Here is a 21,472-nt window from a genome sequence, read left to right on the forward strand (position 1 = left end):
ATTCCACAGCTCCGAACATCCACCTACTCCAACTCAAAACCAGGCAAGGTAGGCATGAGCTCCCGCCTGAATAGAAGACTGCCTTCAACGCCAGGCTCCAATTCCAGAACCACGGTTCCCTCGCCCTGGAGCTCAATTGGAGGCGGTGAGGTTGTCGTGACTATGAACTGAAACGGCACTCCGCCACCGCCGCCAAGCTGGTCACCTGCCTCCGCGGCGGCGAGGAAGAACTCTCGGTAAAGGCGCTCGCTCATGTCAGCCTCTCGAGGGCAGTCATGCACTAAAAAGCCCGGGTGGCTGCTGGCCTCTGAGACAACGGAGTCGAGCAAGCAGACGATGTCTCCCAGGAGCACTTCCAGGACTTGGTAGGCTTCGCCGCCGCGTGCCACTTCGAACGGTCGCACCTCGTGGCCAGGCACAAACCGCGCGTGCCCAGCAGCGCCAAGTAGCCTTTCCGAGACCGCCGACGTCAGCGCTCTGATGGCGTCGACTCTCGACGATTGTTGGGCGCTTTGAGCGACCTCCGCCGCGCGGAGCGAATTTAGTTCAGTTTCGAATTCTAGAAGCCGCTTCCGTGCCTCAACTAGCTCGGTCGTGTCGCCGCCATTCGCTCGTTGGGTGTGCAGCAGTTGCAGCTCATCCCAGGACTGCTTCAAGAACGCACGAGCGCTCTCACTGGTCGCAACGCGAACGCGCAGGCGGCGAAGTTCCGCCCTCTTCTCCGAGATGCGAAGCGCCTGGTCAGTGACCGCCTTCGCGGCCTCCTCATAGGCCCCCTTCCTCGTAACGTAGCGCTCAGCAAGTTCAGGTGCCGCCGCCTTGGCTTGGCGAGCGTCATGGTGCCAGGTGATGTTGACCGAGCTCTTGCGCTCTTGGATATGTTGGCATTCGCCGAACTCGACGTTGCCGTGGTCGCATCGTCCGTCCAGACCCTCGAGCTTGTCTCGAAGCTTGGTCAGCCGCTCGAAGTCGGCCTGGTTCGCATCGACCAGGGACTTGGCAATGCCAGCCTCGAGCTCGGCCAGCTCACGGGCCCTGGTCAACCCATGAAGGCGTACCTGCTCCGCCGCCAGAGCATCTTCGGCCTGCTCCACGCTTGAGTCCCATCGGCGCTCGTCCTGCTCCATTGCCAGAATGGCCGCCTGTACACGCGACTCGACGGATTCGCCGACCGTGCTCGCAAAGACTGGCTCATCTTCTTCCGCGCGCGCCCGCAAACGCAACTGGCGTTCGGCGCGGGCAAGTTCGAATATTGGCGCACGTTCGAGCTCAGGGATGCGCTCCTTGAATTGTTCGACCGCCTTCTGCTTAGCCTCGATGTCGCGAAGCAGCCGGTCGAGCCCTACATCGACCAAACCCAGCACTGAGGCAACCAGCAGTGGTGGGTCGCGTCGCGAACGCTTGAAGCCCAGGCCTTCGCCTTCTCGCCAGTGGTAGAAGCCATCGAAACGGGTTCGTTGCTCCCGGATGCACCAAGCCATCAGGTGACGCCACTCCAGCGGCTGGTTCGTTCCTGGCAACGAGCGGGCCGCAAGGCGACCAATCGAGAACTCCTCAAGCGCGTTGCTGTAGCCACCGAAGTCATTCGCCACAGTTACCTGCAGCAGTTCATCCAAACTTTCGCATTGAGCTGCCGTGGAGTGGCTGTACAGGCCGTACGGCCGGAATACCAGCCAGACGACGCCATCCACATGAACCTTCGCGGCCACGCCCCCCTTTGGAAAGCTCCCCGCGGCCTTGGCGCGCAGAGTCGCATTGGCGGGTGCATCGTCGCCGAGCACGTACCTGAGCAAAAGGCAAAGTGAGGTCTTACCAACACCGTGCCCTGCACTCGACAAGCCCGAGGCTTCGTTCGAGGCGGACTCCTTAGCCCAGACGATGTTCAGACCCGGATGCAGTTCGATGGTGCGCGTAATGACGAGTGGCTCACGGGATTCAACGAGCCATATCGTCTCCACCCACAGTCGAGGTTGACTGCGTGTTGGCTTGAAGTCCCTGAGCCAGGTTGCCATCATGACCTCTACTGGGTGCCAGTTGCCTTCGGGTTGCCAGAGACTGCTCCGTCCTTCTCGGCATGCTGCGCCATGCGTCGACTCTCGGCCAACCAAAGAAGCCGTGCGATTTCGGGATGTTCTGGTAGCCGAATGACATCTCCGGGTGGAACGCCGGCGCCGCGCGTGTAGAAGACCTCACCGCCTCGAGTGAAGCGCGAGAGCACATCAACGCCAACAAGGCGTTGCACTATAGGAAGTAGACGATTCAAGAGCGGCGCCAAGTCAGCAACGCCAAGCGCACTCAAAAGGGATTCGAAACGGGAGGCGTCTGCCGGGCCGAGGTAGTGCGCAGAGGAGGTAAGACCTGCGATTGCCGATTGCATTTCGACTAGCGTACTGCTCTCGTCTCTTGTTGCAACCATTTCCATCACAAGGCCGGCCATACGGCCTTCCTCGATACTTCGAATCATGCCTTGCTCGGTGAACGAACCGCTGACAGTCTGCGACGAAGTCGACTGGGCCGCTTGTTCATCCCAGGCGGCGAGCACCATCCGCCGCGTGCGGTACTCGCCAAAGGCGCGAGTCTCACTTTCCTTCAGTACACGAAACGACTCACTCGGATAGTCAGCGCCCATCACATCTTTCGGGTCAAGTACGTAGCAAAGCTCGTGGCGCGTCAGACCATACAAACGCGCATAGTAGGCGTCGAGCTCAGCGCGAATCTGTGAACGTCGCTCTGGGTTCCAAGGGAACGGCTTACCTTTGTCGGCAGCAGGACGGAAGTCGTAAGCTGCGAGGTCGTCAGCCCAGTGCTTTAAGTCATTCGCGGTGTACGTGAGCTCTAGAACCCTGGGAACAATGAAATCTAAATGGGCTTGCGAATAGGCTTCAGGAGGAAGAGTCGGGAACTGCTTGACATACCCAAGCGTGAGGTTAGTGCCTCCCACCTTCTGACGTGCCACATAGTCAAAGACAAGCGAGCACCAGCTCCCATAAAAAGCCGCGCAATGCGTTGGGCTTGCATCAAGGAAGGCGAGCAGCATGGAATCACCAACAGCGGCCCGCGGGATGACGCCGGCAATCACAGTTCGCACCTTTTCTACGCCTGTGATTTTCCGCCAGCCAACTAACCAGCGCGGGCTGCGGCGGTCCATCCATCCGTCAATGAGCGCGCACACCGAAGGGTCGGGTTCGGAAGCGTCCAGGGACTCATCGAGCTCAGCCAATTCGTCATCGGTGAGGCGCACATCCGCGTTCTGCAATGCCCACTTCGGAAATTCGGTGAGCGCCTTCTTTGTAGTCAATCCATCAGCGCGCAGCAAATTCCAGAGGATAGGATATCTGGCCTGAAGCATCGCTTCTGTCGGCGAGACGTGTGAGTGCGCCTGGCTTGGACTCCATCCGGCCATTGTTGGCATTGGACCAGCTAGGCGATGGAATAGCTCGCTGGCGGTCCACTGCGCGAGCGCAAGCAAAATCTCCGAGATTCCGCTTTGCATGTGTCTCGCCGCCGCATCCGACTCCCGATTCCTCTCAGTGCCCAACGCCACCCAAGCCCGAGAGACGCGTGACGGAACGCGTGCGATTCGTGCCAGCACCTCACGCTCGTCCACCCAAAAGCGTGGCCGAACAGAAAAGTTGACGTCTGCTTTTTGGAGTTCGGAGGTGTCAACGGTTTCAAGTTCACCAGCATCACTGGCGCTGTCCGTATACGTTGCCCATCGATGGTCGTACTGGTGAATCATCTTCGCTTCGTAGAGCGGCAGGCGCGGCCGCCCAATGGCATCCGTCGACGATTCTCTAAACAGAACACTGTCGTTGCCCATGTGCATCATTGCCTGGAAGCGGATACCCCATGGGTTCACATCGGGGCGAGCAATGTCAGTCGAGGCCGCCGCCTCAGATTCTCGGACGCACACCGGCGCGAGTCGATAGAGGCGTTTTGTCAGTTCAGCGTCCTGTCCACTACGAAACACTGGGCAGGTACGCGTGTTGGGATTCAGAAGTGCGAATTCATCGGGTGTAAGCTGGAAACGACGCCGGCTATCATGAATCTGTGTAGGCTGGCGTGCAAAGAACGCGAGTGTGGCTGGCTCAGGTGAGGGCTTTCCTCCTAGTGTGAGCAATGCGAAGCGGAATGCGTGGTGAACGGATGGGAACACGAATTCTTCGTTCTCCAAGCACAGGAGACTTCTCAAAAAGCCTCCTACTGCGACATTTTCAAAATAGGCTTTAGTTGAATCATCAGTCGCTATGCCGGTCGGCACAATGAAGCCAGCTCGCCCGCTAGGCGCTACGGCCTGCAAAAATGTCTCCGAAAACAACGCGTACGTGTTCACATCGCCGACGCCGGTGAGCGGATAACGCTTGCTGTCGTGGGCATAGAGACTGGCCGCCTCAGCACCACGGCGTGCGGAAATGAAACTCGCGTGAAGTGCCACTTCAGCAGTGTTCGGCGGCGCCAACCCTTCAGCACGCTCCTGGTCGGGATTGACACGATGTAGCAGCGTTCCCTCACTTAGCCACTTGATACGCTGGGCCCTTTCGGCCTTGGTCTTTGCGGCAGCGACAAGCGGACTACGCGTCGCAAAGAACTCGTCCTCCTGCAGCTTGATGCGCTCCCAAGGAGGATTTCCAAGCATGGCGCTAAAGCCACCGCCTGCCGCAATTTGTGGAAACGCTAGCCACCAGTGGAATACTCCGTGGCGACGGCAAAGAAGTTGGGTTGCCTCGTCAATCTCCGCATTAGCGGATTGATTGTTCAATACGCCCCAAAGGTAGCCTGACAACGGAACGATATCCCTATTTTCAGGAGACTTCGGCACAAGAAAGGCCGAAACATAGGTATCTGCCAGTCGGGCAAAGGTGCTGTGCTCTGCGTCGGCTATGGATTTTGCCCACGCTTGGCGCTTTGCCGCTAATGTCTCTGGGGTGTCATCATCCAGCACCTCCACGTCCATGGCACGCGCAGCAAGACCTGCTCGGCTGAGCAGGTCGCCACTGGCAATCTGCCGCCAGCTCTTTAGGTCAGACTTGTTCTGCTTCTTGAGTGCACTAGCGACCGCCTTGTCGTCTCCGGAAAGTGCAGTGAACGCCTCTTCTGGAATGCCGTCTTCCAGCACCTTCGGGTCAAGCACGCCAAGGAGCGCATCACCCACTCGCAGATGGTGGTCCAAGAAGCTAAGCGGCCGGTCAGGGGAGTAAGCCTCCAGCCAAAGTGCGGTCTTCGCCAGCTGAATAGCCATCGGATTCTTGTCGATGCCATATAGGCAGTGGCCCACCACATCGCGAAGCGCGTGACGATAGTCCGCGGGGGTTGGAGCGCCGCCGTCTCGCTCAGCTGCCGCACGATGTAGAGCGACTTCGTCGGCCAGTCGACGCCCGGCCGATAACAAGAAGTGGCCGCTGCCACACGCGGGGTCGCACACAGTGAGCGCGAGCAAGGCTTCAACAGGGCGCTGCGGGCTAGCCCTTACGGCTTCTGAGATGACAGGCTCCAACGCGCTCTTGATGAGTTCCTGCACCAAACTGTCAGGCGTGTAGTAGCTGCCGGTCAGTTTACGAGTGTTGCCTTTCGTGCTGGCGTCGCTCTCATCGTCACCTACAAAAGCTAAACGGGCGGTCGCTGGCGATGCCAGGCCCTGCAGGTCAGGAACCAGCTCCAGCAGGCTTTCATAGACACTGCCGAGCTCCTCCGGACCCATGTCGCGGTAGTTGACGCGCGAGAGGCCGCCCTCGGCGCGGAACCATCCTAGCTGGAACACAGCGGCGAGCAGCGAGCGATTGTCGAGTTGCGCAGCGTCTAGCCGTGCACACTGGTCGGCATCGAAGAGCCCACTGAGCGCAGGCAGGCCAAGGGCTGGTTGACCGATTCCTAGCGAGCCGAAAGTGATGGTCAACGCCTGCCATAAGTCGGCATGGCGGTCATGCTGACTGCGGCGAACAGCACGTTCGCGCAGCCAGGTGAGCGAGTAGCCGGACATGTAGCGCGTCTTGGCCTCCTCAGCGGCGTCAGGAGCAAAGATTAGGCGCTCACCAGTGCCGCGGTCGCGACGGTCTTCCACCGTAGCCAGGAAGATGAAGCGATAGACCAGACGAAGGAGTTCCTCGAAGAAGGCCTGCCTGTCGTACCCACGCTGTGGGTCTTGCAGCGCCGCACGCAGGTCTCCGTTTGCAGGGTGCGACAGAAATCCCGTACCCAGCGCTCGCAACGCATCCGCTACTTGGTAGCGAAGCTTGCCGCGCACGGTGACGCCAGCCAGCTGACCAGCGGCTCGCCAACGTTCCCAAGGACAGTCGGAGGGCGGCGTCTCCGCGGCGCCAAAGCGCGAGGCGTGGGCTAGCAGCCAGAACGCACTAAAGTCAGCCAGCAACTCCTCAGTGAACAACGCCTCGAGGTCAACTTCCACGTAAGCGGGTCGCGTCAGACTGGCGTTGTCGCGCAGGATGCGCAGCGTCAGGCCGTTGCTGACGATTGCCCAAAGCGAGGCGTCGATGGCGTTGAGTGCCTCCTGGGCCAACATGAACGGGCTGCGGCGGCGGGTACGGCCGGTGTCCGGGTTGGTCTCTCCAAAGCGCTCGGCAGCCGCGTCCAGTGGTTGGTCGAAGCCCGCGAAAACCAACGGCACTCGTCCGCCTGTGCCTGTGTGTCCGACGGCGTACTGGTGGCCAGCATGCTCGATTGCTGGACAGCGCGACGCATCGTGGAAATGCAGGACGTCGCGCAACAGCGGCAAGAGCCATTCTCGTACTGTGACATCGTGCGCCTGGACGTCCTGCCGCTTGCGCAGCGACTGGAAGTCCTGCCACAGATTGAGCGCAATCTTGAAATCGCGCGCAATTTCGTCACGCAGTTTCAGGCCTCTAGCAATCCGGTAGTGACTCTCAGTCTGTTCGCTGGCCTTCGGGTCGGCTAACAATGTCAAACGCGTCAGTTCCTCGGCAGGAATGAGGCCGCCTTCAATGCGAATGGCGCGATAGGCAAGCTGGTGGAGAGACTTCTTGGCCATGGTGTCAGGCTCCCACGGCAGAGGTTGATGCTGTTGAATCTGGCAGCAGCACGTACAGGCCCATCACGTCCACGGGCAAGCTCGCGGTGACTTGGTAACTGCCGCGGCCCTCGGCCGCCTCACGCACACGGCGATGGTCAGCAAGCAGTGCCTGGGCACGGGCATTTGCGATGGCCTCTAGTTGGGGCTGACACTCAGGCAAAGCGTCGAGTGCGGTTTGAAGCTGCCGGTCGCGCAGCGGAGCTGGCATATTGCGTGTGGCCTCCGAACCCAGGAGCTGCCGTGTCATGTCAGGGGAAAGCTCGGTGAATGGCTCGGCCCCAGCCGCCGCAACAGCCACCGCTTCTTCGCACATCAGCAAACGAGTCTGGCTGCCATGCGTAAAGGTGAGCTGGTGGCGAATTCGCAGCAGGAGCACGGTCGTTTTAAGTGCCACGCCTTGAACGAATGCCACACCAGCGCGGGCAACTGCTGCATCATCAGCTGTAGCCACTCCATCGTCCAGCGCCTGCTCCAGTAGCGTGTCAGCCAACACCGAAACCAGTGGATGGGTTCGATGAATGAAGGTTGCGCCTTGTGCCGCCGGCTGATGGAAGTCGATGCGCAAGGTGTTCGATAGGCCCTCGGCCGCCAGCCGCTCGCGCACAGAAGACGGCATGTGCTCGGTCATCAGCTTGAAGTGCCGCTTGATGGGCTGCAGCGGTGCGCCGAGCTGAGCGGCTGCACGGCTCACGAAGCGCTCGACCTCCGCATCGCCACCCAACACAGTCGCGGACTTGCGCCACTCCGGCAGCACGTCTTCGGGTTTCAGGCGACGCTGGGCAAAGATGCTTCGGTTTTGTTTGGCCTTTTCCTTTGCACTCTGCCATGCGAGGTCAATCTCCTTAGCCGGCTCGCCGAACATGTCGAGCTGCGATTGCGCGTTGAGCGTACCCTTTCGCAGGAGCACGGCATTCATGAGGGCCTGGGTGAGTTTGCCTTCGTTGTCTGGCATAGGCACCAGGACACCCAGCTCCTTGCGAATGCTTTCCGCCTTGCGGAGGATGACCTGCAGCACGGCACCGTCCACTGGGTTGTCTTCCCCGTAGAGAATGGTACTGCGCACCTCGCGTGCCTTCTGTCCAAATCGGTCTACGCGTCCTTCGCGCTGTTCGTGACGAGTCGGGTTCCAGCTGAGGTCGTAATGCACGACGGCGGTGAACAGTCCTTGAAGGTTGATACCCTCGGACAGGCAGTCCGTCGCAACAAGTACGCGGGATTCGCTGTCGCCCAACTGGTCTACCGCCGCCTCCCGCTCATCGGGCGTCAATTCACCCGTTACAGCCCTGACGGTGGCACTCTTGAACTTCTCCTGCAACGCCGCAGCTAGGTAGTGCGCGGTAGCGATGTACCGGCAGAAGACGACCGGCTGGAAACCCTCTTTAAGCAGCAAGGCGACATGCTCCTGCACCTTGGCAAGCTTGGGGTCGTTCTGCTGCCCAGCAAGCGCCGCAGCACTTGCCATCAGGGTTTCCAGGCGCTGGCTGTCTTCAGTCCTGGCGCCAGGCTCGAGGTCGTCGGAAGACAAATCATCATCCGTGCCGTCGAGCACGCGGTCGGTGGCTTGCGCTTCAAACTCCTCAAGGGAAGTGGCTTCGGCCGATTCCGCGTTGCCAAGTGCACCTTGCAAACGAGTGCGCAGTGCGTTAACAGCAGCGGCGGGTGACGACGAGATGCAACGCAGCAACGCCAGTGCCGCCCACCAATTCATCCGTTGCTCGCGCAGCGCTTGCCCCTCAGAGCGCTCGACCAACTCGCGCGCGTAGGCCAGCACGTCGTCGAAAAGCTGACCCCAGGCGCCAGTGAGTTTGTACGTAATTTCGGCCGAGCGTCGGTCGGGGAACATCGACGTGTCCTGCCACTCGGCAATGTCTGGACGACGACGCTGTACGAAGTGCCGAGACAGGTCTTCGCGCAGGTCGCTGCGTTGACCGACCGGAAGGTCTCGAAGTTGAGTGAAGTCAGTCCGAAGCAGGCCAAGCAAGTTAAAGAAGGCTTCGTCGTCGCCGCTGTGCGGGGTGGCAGTAAGCAGTACGAGGTGACGCGCGTTGTCGGCTGCCAGACCTTTGAGTAGTTGATGGCGCTGTTGGCGGCCGTGGCCAGCCTGGGTGCAGGTATGGGCCTCGTCAACGATGACGAACTCCGGGCAGAAGCGCTGAAAGGCTTCTCGCCGGCGCTCCGACTTGATGTAGTCGAGACTCACCACCGTGAAAGGATAAGCATGGAACAACGAAGTGCCGGGCGGCAGGTCGCGCTCCAGTCGGTCCGCTGTATTGGAGCGAACTACAACGGCTTGAATGTGGAAGCGCTCGGCGAGCTCGCGCTGCCACTGCTCGCACAGATGTGGCGGACATAGCACGGAAATGCGCTGAATCTCTCCTCGGTCGAGCAGTTCTCGGGCGATGAGTGCGCCTTCGATGGTCTTGCCAATACCAACGTCATCGGCAACGAGGAGACGCACGGTAGGAAGCTTCAGCGCCATCAACAGCGGCACGAGCTGATAGGCACGCGGCTCGACTGCGATGTTGCCAAAGCTTCGAAAAGGGCCGGCGCCACTGCGAAGCTTCAATTGCAGCGCGTCCAGTAGAAGCTGGCTTGCCGAGTGATTCCGCGCTTGGGCGACAGTGGGCCACGGAAACGTAGCCGGCTGCACCGTTTGCCGCTCGAGCGGCAGATAGATGAGCGACTCATCCCTCTCACCGCCACCCAATGGCCTCAGGCGAAGCGTCTGCTGGTCGGAGCCCGGAAGGACAATCCATTCACGGCCGCGGGCCGCGACCAAGCTGCCCGGAAGGAATTCCGGCGTAGGAGCATTCATGTCGAATCAGGCCTTGCCGGGACCGAAGAGGTCGGCGTTGTTCTTGAAGAGTTCAGGCCAGCTCGCCTGCTCCTTGGGGAAGCGAACCACCAGGTAACCCAACTCGTCGAGAGCTCGGTCAATGGCGGAATCTGTGGCTTGCTGCGCTTCCGCTTCGTGGTGCGGCCCGTCAATGAAGACGGCGAGGTTCAAGTCATCGTAGAAAAAGTCTGCGCACGCGCGGGCACCGGCGATAACGTGCTGACCACGGTCGGGCTTCCGGTAGCCATTCGCGTTCACATGGTCTAACCATGCCTGCTCCAGCGTGCTGCCGGCGGTGCGTGCGAGTTGGGCATCGTGCTCCTGCGGGTCGCGGCCCTGTGTGCCTTGTCGAGTGCGGGCCGCGGTCAACCTACAAAGCACATTGAGCAACAGGCCGCCTGCACTCTTGTCCTTGCGGTCAATGAGTGCGTGGTCAGGCTGGTTGTAATACGACAGCAAACAGCGATAGCAGCCAGCTTCGCACAACGGATTGCCCGCGTGGTCGTATTCTTCAACAAGCGACTTGCGAATCCAAGGCTGGCCTTGCGGCGGCGCGACGTAGTGCATGACCTCGAGCGCCTTCCTAGCGACCGCCGCCAATGAATCGGGCTCAGTCGCCAATCGCGTCAGCACCCCAGCGCCTCCTTCAGCTGCTTCAAACAACAGAATGGACTGACGGTTGTCGCGCGTGGGCAGGGGCTCGGCCATCAGCTCGCTCTCTTCGAGTTGGAAGACAGCCTCTATTCCACGCTTGAGTGCGTACTGCAAAGTCGTCAGCGTCTCGGGCTCCAGCACACCTAGTCGAAAGTGCGGCCGCACAATCAGGATGTTCCGGCGGTCTTCGACGTACGGCACTATCCGCTGCGGAGGCGTCTTATCCGGAGGGGCCTCACTTTCAGCCTCATTCTGACCGCTGCCGTCGTCCACTCCCCCGACCCAGTGTCCGGTGACCGGATTCATCATGAAACCCTGGATGGACTTTTCCTTTCGCCGGCGCCACCCGAAATTCATGCGCCAAACTGTCGCCGACTGGCCATACTGCAATTCCAGAATCGGGCCTTCGTCGTCTTCGACGACTGTGGTCACCATCTGGCGCTTTCCTTCGACCTCTGCGAATTGAAGCGTCGTCTGCATTTCATAGCCCTGCCGTACCCGCTCCTCCTCATTGGCGGTGATGCGGTCGGCGCGCTTGGTTGAGACGTTCTCGATGCGGTAGAGATTCTTTACTTCAGGCGCCTCCGAAAGAGAAGCACCACATGAGACACAACGATCCGCGTCGCGCTGCGACCGGAAATGTCCGTAGCCGCAAGCGCCGCAAAGACGGGCAATTTCGGTGGGCAGCCTAGAGCCGTCGCTGACCTGGTCTTGACCCGAAATAGTCAACAAAGCCTTGATAACGCGGTACTGACTGCCCTCGTGATAGATGAGGCTGTAGGGACCGAACTCTCCCAGCGCAAGGAAGCGCGGTCGGGAAAGGAAGCTCTCGCGTCCAATGCTGCCGCGGCGTGCAGGCAGGTAGGCAAGCAAGGGCAAGCGGGGGAAGTTGTAGCCAGGAAGAAATCCCTGGCTGGCCAAGTAGCGATAGGTATAGAAGTCGCTGTTGAAGGCACTGTCGCCGGCTAGCAGAAGGTCTCGTTGCTTACGGGCCTCGTTGTGTCGCTGCTGAGCCTCGCGCCGCTCGCGCTCGCTGGCAGCGGGGTTGTTTTCAATCTTGAAGTTGAGTTCGATGGCATGCGCGGTGGCGCGGTAGAGGTCGCGCCAGCGCTGCAGGGCACCGTCGAATTCAATGTAGGCCCGTTGAAACACCGCCTCAGCCCAGTTATCCGTGTACCAAGGTGCATTGCGGGGCGTGAGTTCGTCCTTCAGCATTGCGAGCACACGAAGTCCACGCGCATGGGCGCGACGCTTGGCTTCGGCCTTATCCAGGTCGCTGGACATGTCTTCGGTGATGGGAAGAAGCTCCGGCGCATTCATATCAAGCAAATCACGAACGCTGTTTCCCAGACGCTTTCCGGTCTCGGCGAGCCAAATGGCGTGCATGTGGCTCTTGACGAGTTCGAGGTTGGCAAGGTCAAGTGTTGGCGCGTTGACTTGGCCATGCACCATGCGCACAGGATTACGGAAGTAATACTGGTCGTGCGGAGACTGGCTTGCGCAGTAGGTGATGACCAGGGCTGGCTGACCTGCACGTCCCGCTCGACCGCTGCGCTGGGCGTAGTTGGCCGGCGTCGGCGGAACGTTACGCATGTAAACCGTATTCAGCGACGAGATGTCAACGCCGAGCTCCATGGTCGGCGAGCAGAATAGAACCGGCAACCATTCGAGTTCGGTGCCATTCTTCGTCCGCCACTCGTCGCGGTCCTTGTCGGTGAAGCGGAAGCGAGCCTCACGCTCCATCCGGTCGTCCTGCTCGACCTGTGCGGTGTGCTCACGCGCCTCGAACTCAAAGAGCTGATGAACCGGGCTGTTGAGCAGGCTGGCAATGTTGCTGTACAGAGTACGAAAGAACGTGTTGTCGTCCGCCTGGCGCTTGGTCGCGCCGGTGCCGACTTCCCACAGCAGCGACGTGCCATTGAGCTGCCAGCCCGTCAGACCAAAGTCGGTTTCCTCACGTCTGACGAGCCCGTACGACGCCGCAGCCGTCAGAAGAGCGTCGATGACAGCGGGGTAAGTCTGGTCGTCGATGTCCCTATAGTAAGGGTTGCCGCCGCCCCAGGTACTGCCCTGCCGCAGTTGTCTGCCTAAGCGCGAACGGGCCGAACCAATGGCTAGGAAGTCATCAACTACAACGCGTCTGCCGCGACGGTCAGCTTCCTCGCGAGGACGCGAGGTTACGAACCAGCGAGCAGGAATGGGTCGTTCGTCTTCAGTGAATCCCCAGGGCTCACGCAGGTTCGCGTAGCTCTGGGTACGGAGTTGCTCGAGTTCGGTGCGGTCGAGATAGCGCGTGGCGATGCACAAGCCCTGACGCATGAAGTCGAACAGGGCACGGAGAACCGTCGCCCGTGCGCCTGGCGTCGCCGCCTGCAACACTTGAGGGGCCTCGGCCCACGCGGTAGCGTCGGCCGCGACGTCATCAATGTCCTGATACCCGATTTTTACAAGTCCGAGTTGTTCGAGATTGGGGTTGTTAAACCGCCAGCCCCGCCGCAGGTCAAAGTAAGTGCGATAGCCCAGGATGCCTCGCATGGCCTCCTGTACCTGTCGACGTGTGTTGCCTTTCACCTCAGGCTGCTGCATGTACTCGGCACGCACTGCGAGGTCGTCGCGATGGAAACCGAGGGCTTCGAAAACTGCGTTGGCCACCTCGCGCTCAGAAAGCGGCCTCCCGTCGCCCTTGCGTACGGCGGATAGAAGTGCACCGCGAGTCAGCAGCACCTGCAAGAAATCGTTGAAGTGGCCCGCTTGAAGAGCAGCGTCCTGCCGGTTGTCTGAAAATCCAAGTACCTTCTTGGCGTCTGGAGACAACTGCCGGTCCTGCTCGTACAAGTAGCGCAGCGCCGACAGAGTCAGCATCGTCGTAGCCGAGCTGCGGCCCTCGCCGGACAAGGACGTCAGACGCAGGGCATCCTTGCCAGAGGACGTGTGCGACACACCGCACGATAGGCAGAACCGGAACCCCCCTGGGATGAACCAGGCCTCAAGACCGCTATCGTCCGTCGTGACGCCGTCCGGTCGCACCTTCACTGCCTGAGGTATGAATTTGCGCTGAGCAGATTTGATGCGCCATTCGCCATTGGCGCGCTCCTCGAGCCACGTCTCCGGAAACCGTTCCAAGACTTCCGGCGCCCACAATCCCTGTCCGTCGGGCATGAGGAATCCGAACTTCACTTCCTCGTCGTCGTGCTGCCGCTCGTCGATACTGCGAACCTCAAAGGCCCGGCCTTCAGGACCGTCGATGTCCCAAACGGGGATATATTCCTGCCCGCAGTCCCGGCAGAAATGGACGTGGTAGTAGCGGCGGTGCCGCTGGTCGTCACCTGAAACGAACTGCTGCCCGTCGAGGGTAATGGCTCTGGTACCGGGGGCCTCGAGCGTCGTGTAGACCTTCCCGCCGCCTGCGATGAACTGATGCAGCTTGAAGGCGAAAAGGCTTTTGCCGGCACCATCGGTGACGGCGTACGCGCGCAGCATGAACTGCTGCAAGTAGTCGAGGCAGTCCTCAACTGGCTCACCAGACGCCTCGTGAAGCAACTGCGACGCATCAGCCAAGGTCCGAGGACGCGCACGGCGAGGCTTGTCGTCCTCATAAGTCAAGCCGAGGGTCAGCTCAACCCAAACGGACATCGGGTGCGCTGCGAGCGCGGCGTAGTCGATGTCTGTAGGAACCCCCGCGCGAATGGCGACGCCGAGGCTACTTCTTACCGTTTCGAGTGTCTGATTCTCAGGAGTCGTCCGGCGCAATGTCTCAGTGATGACATTGCGGTCGGGAATCGATGTGCCGAAGAGACGCCGGGCAACTTTCGCGACTACCGCGTTGCGGGCCATCTGCGTGCCCTCCGACGCCATCGTTGCCGATGTGCCGATGCAGATGAGATTGTCGGAAAGCGCCTCACGCACTCGGCGAACCAGCAGTGCTACGTCAGCACCTTGCCTGCCGCGGTAGGTGTGTAGCTCGTCCAGAACGAGAAAGCGCAGGCCCTTGGCATTGCGCATCACCGCTTTGTCGATGTCATTCTGCCGTGTCATCAGCAGTTCGAGCATCATGAAGTTGGTCAGGAGAATGTCTGGCGGATTGGCCGCCATCGCTTGCCGCTCTTCGTCGCTCTCTTGGCCCGTGTACCGGCCAAAGCTCACGGCCCGCTTGGACGTTTCCGACCCTAAGAACTTCTTGAGCTCCTCGAGCTGTGAGTTCGCCAGGGCGTTCATCGGATAAATGACGATGGCGCGCGTGCGTGGCGTGGCGTCCTCCACTTTTGCCTTGAGGCAGGCGTCGACCACAGGGATGAAGTAGCTCAGCGACTTGCCGGAGCCAGTGCCCGTCGTCAGAACGTAGCTCTCGCCGGCCAGCGCCAGACCAATAGCCTCCGCCTGGTGCAGATGCAGAGGTAGTGTTGTTCCCGCAGAACTCGCCGACTTCCCGAGGCGAAAAATCTCCGAACACTCCGCACTGAGCTGACCGGTGGCCACCAGTTCGTCGACGGTTCCGCCTAAGCGGTAGGTCGGGTTGATTTGGATGAGCGGTTCGGGCCAATAGCGCTGGCTCGCATACTCACGGTCGACGAACGCTCGGATGTCATCCGAGCGAAGCCGGGTGAAACTGCGGCTGAATTGGGCGTACTCGCCAATCAGATGCTCGCGAAACTTGAAAACGTCCATGTCCTCCCCTTTCGGCCGCTCTAGTCCGACTCATTCTTCTAGTCTGCTGGTCGGACGTTGGAACCGGCATAGTGGCCTTCCGGCTACGTGCAAAGTTCAATGTATCCCAGATGGGCGATGAGTCAGCGGGTAGGCTATGGCTGCGAACATGACTTTCTACTCCGCTTCACCGACCGCCTCGTCGTTCGCTGCGTTGACACTCCAGCTGCCGGCACGGAACACGTCCTCAACTCCACGCGTTGATGCCTCCTGGGCAACGGTATCCCGCCACCCGGCGATGAACTTTTCGCGCTCGGACTTCGGCAGCTGCTGCAACGTCCGCTGGAGCGCCCAAAAAAGATGGTAGGTGGTCGCCGAGATTCGACTACGCATCCGAATCCACCGGTCGCCGGCGGTAGCCTGAAATCCCATGAGCACAGAAAATTCGCGCGGGGAGACGCCGAGCTGGTCGACGAAGAGTTCACGCATCTCCGCCGGAGTCGGAAACTCCGGAATCAGTCGAAGTTCCGGGTTCTGGTCAAGAATTCGTACCAGCAGCGCAAGGGTCGGGTCCCCGACTGGCTGTTCGGGCGCCGCACGCACGAAATCGGACCATTTGTTAGGGGTAAGTCCTAACATCCAGATGGCATCGGACGCTTGAAGCCCATGCGCCTGAGCGATGGCCTCGAGGTCTCTGCCAAGCACTGGTCGGTCGGTCGGAATCATGGGAGGTCGCGAGAATGAAAGCGTATAAGATACACTAAATACTGGCGCACCACACTAGACATGTCGACCATTCGCGTTACCAGCTTCGCCCTCTTCACTCCTCCAGCCAGCCCTTCCCCCTTGGAAGGAGTTCAAGTGTTGACAGGAGCTGGTGCGGCAAGAGTCTCGTCTGAGGGAAGGATTGAACTGCCGATGGCGTCAGTTCCGGTCCATGCCGAGCAACTGGCGACGCGACTTCCCAAGAACGCACTGTTGATGCTGTATGGCCGACAAGACGCGTTGACGGAATTGCAGGTCATGCGTCGCGAGGCTCGGCGTGTTCATGCAGAGTTCGTATGGGCGGACCTCGATGTCGACGTGGGCGACCTTCGAGCGCTCACCGTTGACCGAGCGGCGCTTCGGCACGAAGGGCCGAAATTGCGTTTCGTGAACTGGAGACGCATGCACTCCGCATTGCAAGCGGAGCTGTTGGCCACGTTTTCGCAGCTTGCGGCCGAGGCAGGCGCACCGCTCAACGCTGACCTTAAGCGCGATGCGCAAGTGGGTTCGCGTCCTGACCTCTGGGACAACGTCTTCGCCAAAGACGCGGACTTCCAACACGTCGACGTCATTGCCATTCCGCTTGCAGATGACCCTGCGTCACCGGGGACGGTTCGTTATTTGGCATACGTACGCCCTACAGCGAAGGTCACGTTTATCGCTCAGGGCAGCGACCGTGTCACGTTCGTTTGGCCGTACGGGCCGGGTTGAAGTCACCGTCTCAACGCGGGAAGTCATAGAGTGAGCAGATGAGTTCATCGCGCAGTGGCATGAATTCATGAACTACTGAATGCTTGAGAGATTCATGCGTCGCTGCGCGCGACCCTATGCTCCTTCACAAATCCATCGACGAAGTCCGAAAGATATGACCGGCCCTACCCACTCAGCGACCGCTACCTCGTCTGAACCTCCCCTGGCCGTCATGTTCTACAAAGCGACCCCCGCGAAGTTGCGAACTTGGCTTGCGTGGCTTGCGGGTTTTGGTACCGCCGTCACTGGGGTCGCCTTTTACGCCTACCTTGCGGAATTCGGAAAGCTTGGATTCAGCAACGAACACACACGGTGGGCAGAGTTTGGAACCTACATCGGAGGGACGGTGGGACCAATCGCCGCCTTCGTCGGCTCTGTCGCAGTTGCTTTGACCGTCATCGCTCAAGTCAAGCAAATCGAAGATGCCACAGAGAAATCGATGAGCGACCGTGTGGAATCCGAACGACTAGCCAAGACTCAGCGCGAGACGCTTGAGGCGATGCAAGCTCAAGTCGAGCATATGGCGAAGCAGGCGCGCTTCACGGAGGAACACCTGCAGCAGTCAAAGGCCGAATCAGAGCGCTACGCTCAGATTCAGGCCGAAATGGTGACGACCATGCGCGAGCAAGCTGTTCAACTCGCGGCGACTGCTCGAATCGCAACGCTCACGTCGGCGCTCGCCGAAGTGCGAGTCGAAATCGACAGTATCACGTCGGTGAAGCTAAACCAGGACTCGGTTGGCCTGCGCGCTGCTCAGAGTAGGCAGATTTCGTTGCGTGGCGCCCTTGCCAAGGCCCTCGACGGCTTGCAAAAAAATGAGGGACTCGGCTGACACCAGCGCTTGGTGCCGAGTTGTGAAAGGATGAGTACATGAATTCATGAATTCATGAATTCTTCCTTTGGCGTCGGTAGGCTTCGAAAGCAGCGAACAGTAGTTCATTGAGCTTCAACTCATCGTCGAGCGCCACCTGGCGGAACGCGCGGTTGAAATGCTTCGAAACCTTGAATGACAACGGTACAAGTTCATCGGTTGCAGTCCTTACAACACTCGAAAGTGCCACCTCGCTCGCAGCCGCCGCAGGCGGAAGTTCGCGCGGCGACGCCTGCATTGACACACCTTCGGTTAGCGAAGCGGGCAACGCAAGCCCCTTCTTCATGACCAATGGAGCGGGCTTAGGCACGGACTTTCTCCTTCATGGGTTTCGCGAATTCTGGAAATCGAGAAAGCACGAATTCCATCAGCCCCCTCACCTCCTCGGCCGCCTTTCCCTTGGGCTGCAATTCGATTGCAGTTCGTCCGTCGTTGTCAGCAGACTGGAAGAGCGTCCTATCGCCTAGAAATTTCGGAACGACGGGGCCGTACTCCGACAACACTGCGACGGCTTGCGGCGTCATGAGCGTGTTCGCCTTGACCTCGTTCAAAACGAACAGGAAGCGCTTGCCCTGTTCGGTCGCATAGCGAATCGTCGGTGCCGCTGCCTCAAGGTCTTTGATGGACGTCTTGGCAGGAATGACGACCAGGTCGGCGACCCGGATAGCGATAGCCGGTCGCTCGTCCTCGAACGGGTCTCGCGGGCCCGTATCGATGATGCACCAACGATATCCCGCCGCCGCCAAGGCCTGCAGCTTGGTTGGGAGTTCAGCCAGTCCGCCCGCGAGCTCAGCCATGGCCGGCGTCTCCGCCTCTCGTCGATTCCACCAGGCGCTGAGACTTCCTTGCGGCGCGTCCGTGTCCGCCATCACGACGGGGCCATGGCCCGCGAGCTCAAGACTGACCGCGAGGTTCTGGGCAACCGTGGATTTTCCGGACCCGCCCTTCATGCTGGCAACGGTAATGACTCGAATTGTTGAATTCATGAATTCCTGCTTTCGCTGTTTCAGGAATTCATCATTCTATCAGCGCGTTTACTGTATTTTGTACGCGTCATAAACGAAGGCGAACCAGGCTTGATTGCCCTTCAGCGTGAAGCCCTCTCCATTGCCTCCTGCCTGCGCCGCTCCTGAGCAGCGTAGTAGCGTGCCGTGGTGGCCGGGTCGCAGTGCCCGAGCTCAGCCTGCAGTACATCCAGTGGCGTATCGGCTTCAGCCGCACGGGTCGCGTACGTATGCCGCAGCCAGTGCTGAGTGGCCTCCATAGCCCGCTCCCGCTCTTCGAGAGGCAGGTTGGAGCTGCGCATTGCGCGGCGAACGAAGGCGCTGAAGCTCTGGTGGAGTGCGCTGTAGGTCGGGCAGTCAACAGGATTGTCACGCGAGGCAAGGAGCGGCGTGTTCGCAGCGGTTTCGCCGAGTGGACGAAGACCACGGGTCTCGAGATATTGGTTCAGCACCACAACCGCCGGCGACGGCACGGTGACCAGCCGCGGCTTCCGCCCCTTTCCTACGACACGGATTCGCCAGCCATGCTCATTTCGCTTCATCGCACCGAGCGTCGCCGATACCATCTCGGCTGCCCTCAGCCCGGTGTACCTGCCGAAGTGCAGGAGAAAGCCGTTCCGGCTTTCACCCGGCTTCGCCGGGTTGGGCAGGCTGGAGCAGAGGTGAGCGAAGACCTCGCGGCTGAAGGCCCGTGACTCAGGCGCGGCCGGCATTTCCTCGCCGTCGACGAGCGAGCGGTCAACGCCGGCCCAAGGGTTGTCGTCGAGGTAGCGCCTCTCCGTCAGCCACTCGCATAGTCGATGCAGCACCTTGACCGCAGACCGGCGAGACTCGAGGCCGAGCTGGCCGCGGAACGGCGCCCACCCGGCTCCATGCCGGGTCGCCTTCCTGCGACTCTGCCATTCGTCGGGAACGCGATTAAGGAATGACATGTACGCGAGGCAGTCCGAGGTGTTGCAGCTGGAGAGCGGCTTCTTGCGCTCCATGACCGCCCACAGAATGAACCGCTCCGCCTCCTTGGCATAGGCTGCCTTGGTCGCCGGCGACCGGGCCGTAGCCGCAAGCCAGACATTGACGGCCTGGCTGTCATCGGCGGCATCGATGGTCGGTGCTCTTTGAGCTCGGTTCGACCCGTTGGAGCCATCCAGTTCAGCTCGCTGCAATGAACTCAAGGCAGAAGTCGAAGAAGTCATGGCCAATGACCATGAATTCATGCTTTCCAGCTTTCCGGATTTCTCGAATTCATGACCGCCGAGCAGCGCTATCAGGTGCTGCTCGATACGCTTGGCCTTGCCAACGCCTACGCCCTTCAAGGGCGTATACCAGCGGTCGCCACGGCGCACTGCCTTGGCCAGGTCGCCGAGCGTGAGGTAGCCAGCCCGCTGCAGCTTCTCTGCCATGGCGGGGTCTACCCAGGCATCGAGAGGGTCAGCTACGGATACCGGAGTCGCAGCCGCGTTGGCCAGGACGGCGAGCACTTCGAGCTGCCGCTGGCGCAACCTGGCGCTTCGCCTGCGCACGCGGTCGCCCGCGACGTCCGGCGGAAATGCCTCCTGCCATGCCTCCAACTGCTCGGCATAGGCGAAGTCGCCGAGCCCATGCTCCTCCGCCCACTCCTCCATGGGCGGAACGACGGAATTCTTGCTTTCCTGAATTCCCGATTTCACACCGACGTCAATGCCGATGAGGCGCCATCGCGAGTCGTGGCGTCGCCTGGCCAGAGCGCGCAGCTCGTCGACGACCTGGCGATGAAGGGTGACCAGCTGGTGGCCATGCTCAAGGCCGAGGTAGCGTCTGGCCGCATCATCCCGAGGCAGGCCTTCCGTCCACGCGCGAAGGTAAGCGAAATGATGCGGGCCGAGCCGCGCCCTGTAAGTGCTTGATTTCAAAGAAGTCTTGGACGACATGCAGCAGGCCTCCCGTTTTGACGTGGATTTTTGGCCTATCGATACCCCAAGTTATCTGTAGGCCAAAAACAAAGTGATGCGTGTAGTGTATAGTGCACGCATCATGAAGTCACGCTCTCTGCCGTCCTTGGAAGACGCGCTCGCGCGCGCATCTGTGGTCCGCGAAGCGCAGCGGGCACGGACGGCCGCGCACTCTTCGCAAGGCGTATCAGCAGCGAGCTCTCCTCGTCAGCTGCCTCTCTTTCATGACGAGCTGCGTGCCCTGAGCAATGACTTGGCACGCTCGCCCCTGTTTTCACCCATCCGGCCGGGCAGGCGCAAGCAGCGAAACGAAACCCTTGCATCGCCTGCTGGTGTCGAAATCCACTACAGGGGCGAGCAGTTAGACCAATCGGACGCTGACGTTTTCATGCAGCTCGTCCACCTGGCGCGTGGGAAGTGCATCGGAGCGGAGAACCCCATTCGCGTGAATAGGGCAGACCTGCTAGCGCAGACAGGCCGAGCGGACGGCGGCAAGAATTACGAATGGCTCGGTAGCGTTCTAACCCGCCTCCAGCACGCACACCTGAAGGTTGAGAACCGGCGGTACAGGCTGGAGACAACCCTCATCAGCAAAATCATCACAGACAAGGAGGTGGGCACGTTCGACGTCGTTCTTGACTCTGACATCTTGGTGATGTTCAGCGGCACGGACTACACGATGGTTGACTGGTCCAAGCGCCTTCAAATCGCGAAGCGTGTTGACCTGGCCAAGTGGCTGCAGAGCTTCACGTGCAGCCACGAGCGCGGCCTGCAGCGATGGTTTGTCACCAGCCTCAAAGACTGGTCGGGGTACGCGTCGCCCGTCAGGAAGTTCCGCGAAGCGCTGCTGGAGGCCCTCGAGGAGCTGGAACGCATCGGCATCATCACTGGCCCGACGCTGTACGAGAGTGCATCCAAAGTGAAGTGGCAACGAATCTAGAGGCAGACACGGCCTTTACGTGCCTGCCCCTTCCA

At 60.3% G+C, this 21,472-nt stretch carries 11 protein-coding genes; 3 read left to right on the plus strand and 8 right to left on the minus strand.

Annotated features, from left to right (window positions below):
- Window positions 1–23: 23 nt before the first annotated feature.
- From LPC04_RS16665 to LPC04_RS16685, 5 genes are all read right to left on the minus strand, one after another.
- Window positions 24–2,012 (minus strand): hypothetical protein, encoded by a 1,989-nt coding sequence (locus LPC04_RS16665; RefSeq protein ID WP_275683385.1) that lies wholly within the window; start codon window positions 2,010–2,012, stop codon window positions 24–26.
- 8 nt (window positions 2,013–2,020) lie between these two features.
- Window positions 2,021–7,003, minus strand: coding sequence for an Eco57I restriction-modification methylase domain-containing protein (locus LPC04_RS16670; RefSeq protein WP_275683386.1), 4,983 nt, complete (start codon window positions 7,001–7,003; stop codon window positions 2,021–2,023).
- Between the two features lie 4 nt (window positions 7,004–7,007).
- A complete protein-coding gene (locus LPC04_RS16675) occupies window positions 7,008–9,860 on the minus strand; it encodes a helicase-related protein (RefSeq protein WP_275683387.1) in 2,853 nt (950 codons plus the stop codon).
- Between the two features lie 6 nt (window positions 9,861–9,866).
- On the minus strand, window positions 9,867–15,200 hold the full coding sequence (locus LPC04_RS16680; protein WP_275683388.1) for a DEAD/DEAH box helicase: 5,334 nt from the start codon (window positions 15,198–15,200) through the stop codon (window positions 9,867–9,869).
- Between the two features lie 156 nt (window positions 15,201–15,356).
- Window positions 15,357–15,905, minus strand: coding sequence for a hypothetical protein (locus LPC04_RS16685; protein WP_275683389.1), 549 nt, complete (start codon window positions 15,903–15,905; stop codon window positions 15,357–15,359).
- A gap of 60 nt (window positions 15,906–15,965) precedes the next feature.
- Between LPC04_RS16685 and LPC04_RS16690 the strand changes: the two genes are divergently transcribed.
- Both LPC04_RS16690 and LPC04_RS16695 read left to right on the plus strand, forming a co-directional pair.
- Window positions 15,966–16,655 (plus strand): hypothetical protein, encoded by a 690-nt coding sequence (locus tag LPC04_RS16690; RefSeq protein WP_275683390.1) that lies wholly within the window; start codon window positions 15,966–15,968, stop codon window positions 16,653–16,655.
- A gap of 211 nt (window positions 16,656–16,866) precedes the next feature.
- Window positions 16,867–17,526, plus strand: coding sequence for an HlyD family secretion protein (locus tag LPC04_RS16695; protein ID WP_275683391.1), 660 nt, complete (start codon window positions 16,867–16,869; stop codon window positions 17,524–17,526).
- A 52-nt stretch (window positions 17,527–17,578) separates the two neighbouring features.
- Here LPC04_RS16695 and LPC04_RS16700 read toward each other — a convergent pair whose 3' ends face one another.
- The 3 genes from LPC04_RS16700 to LPC04_RS16710 all read right to left on the minus strand — a co-directional run bounded on the left by LPC04_RS16700 (window position 17,579) and on the right by LPC04_RS16710 (window position 20,476).
- Window positions 17,579–17,875 (minus strand): hypothetical protein, encoded by a 297-nt coding sequence (locus LPC04_RS16700; protein WP_275683392.1) that lies wholly within the window; start codon window positions 17,873–17,875, stop codon window positions 17,579–17,581.
- A complete protein-coding gene (locus tag LPC04_RS16705) occupies window positions 17,868–18,551 on the minus strand; it encodes a ParA family protein (RefSeq protein ID WP_275683393.1) in 684 nt (227 codons plus the stop codon). The genes LPC04_RS16700 and LPC04_RS16705 overlap by 8 nt, the downstream gene beginning before the upstream one ends.
- Window positions 18,552–18,652: 101 nt before the next feature.
- Window positions 18,653–20,476, minus strand: coding sequence for a tyrosine-type recombinase/integrase (locus LPC04_RS16710; protein ID WP_275683394.1), 1,824 nt, complete (start codon window positions 20,474–20,476; stop codon window positions 18,653–18,655).
- 127 nt (window positions 20,477–20,603) lie between these two features.
- Between LPC04_RS16710 and trfA the strand changes: the two genes are divergently transcribed.
- A complete protein-coding gene (gene trfA / locus LPC04_RS16715; protein ID WP_275683395.1) occupies window positions 20,604–21,437 on the plus strand; it encodes a plasmid replication initiator TrfA in 834 nt (277 codons plus the stop codon).
- Window positions 21,438–21,472: the final 35 nt, after the last annotated feature.

It is taken from the genome of Scleromatobacter humisilvae, assembly GCF_023231945.1.
GTDB classification, from domain to species: Bacteria; Pseudomonadota; Gammaproteobacteria; order Burkholderiales; family Burkholderiaceae_C; genus Scleromatobacter; species Scleromatobacter humisilvae.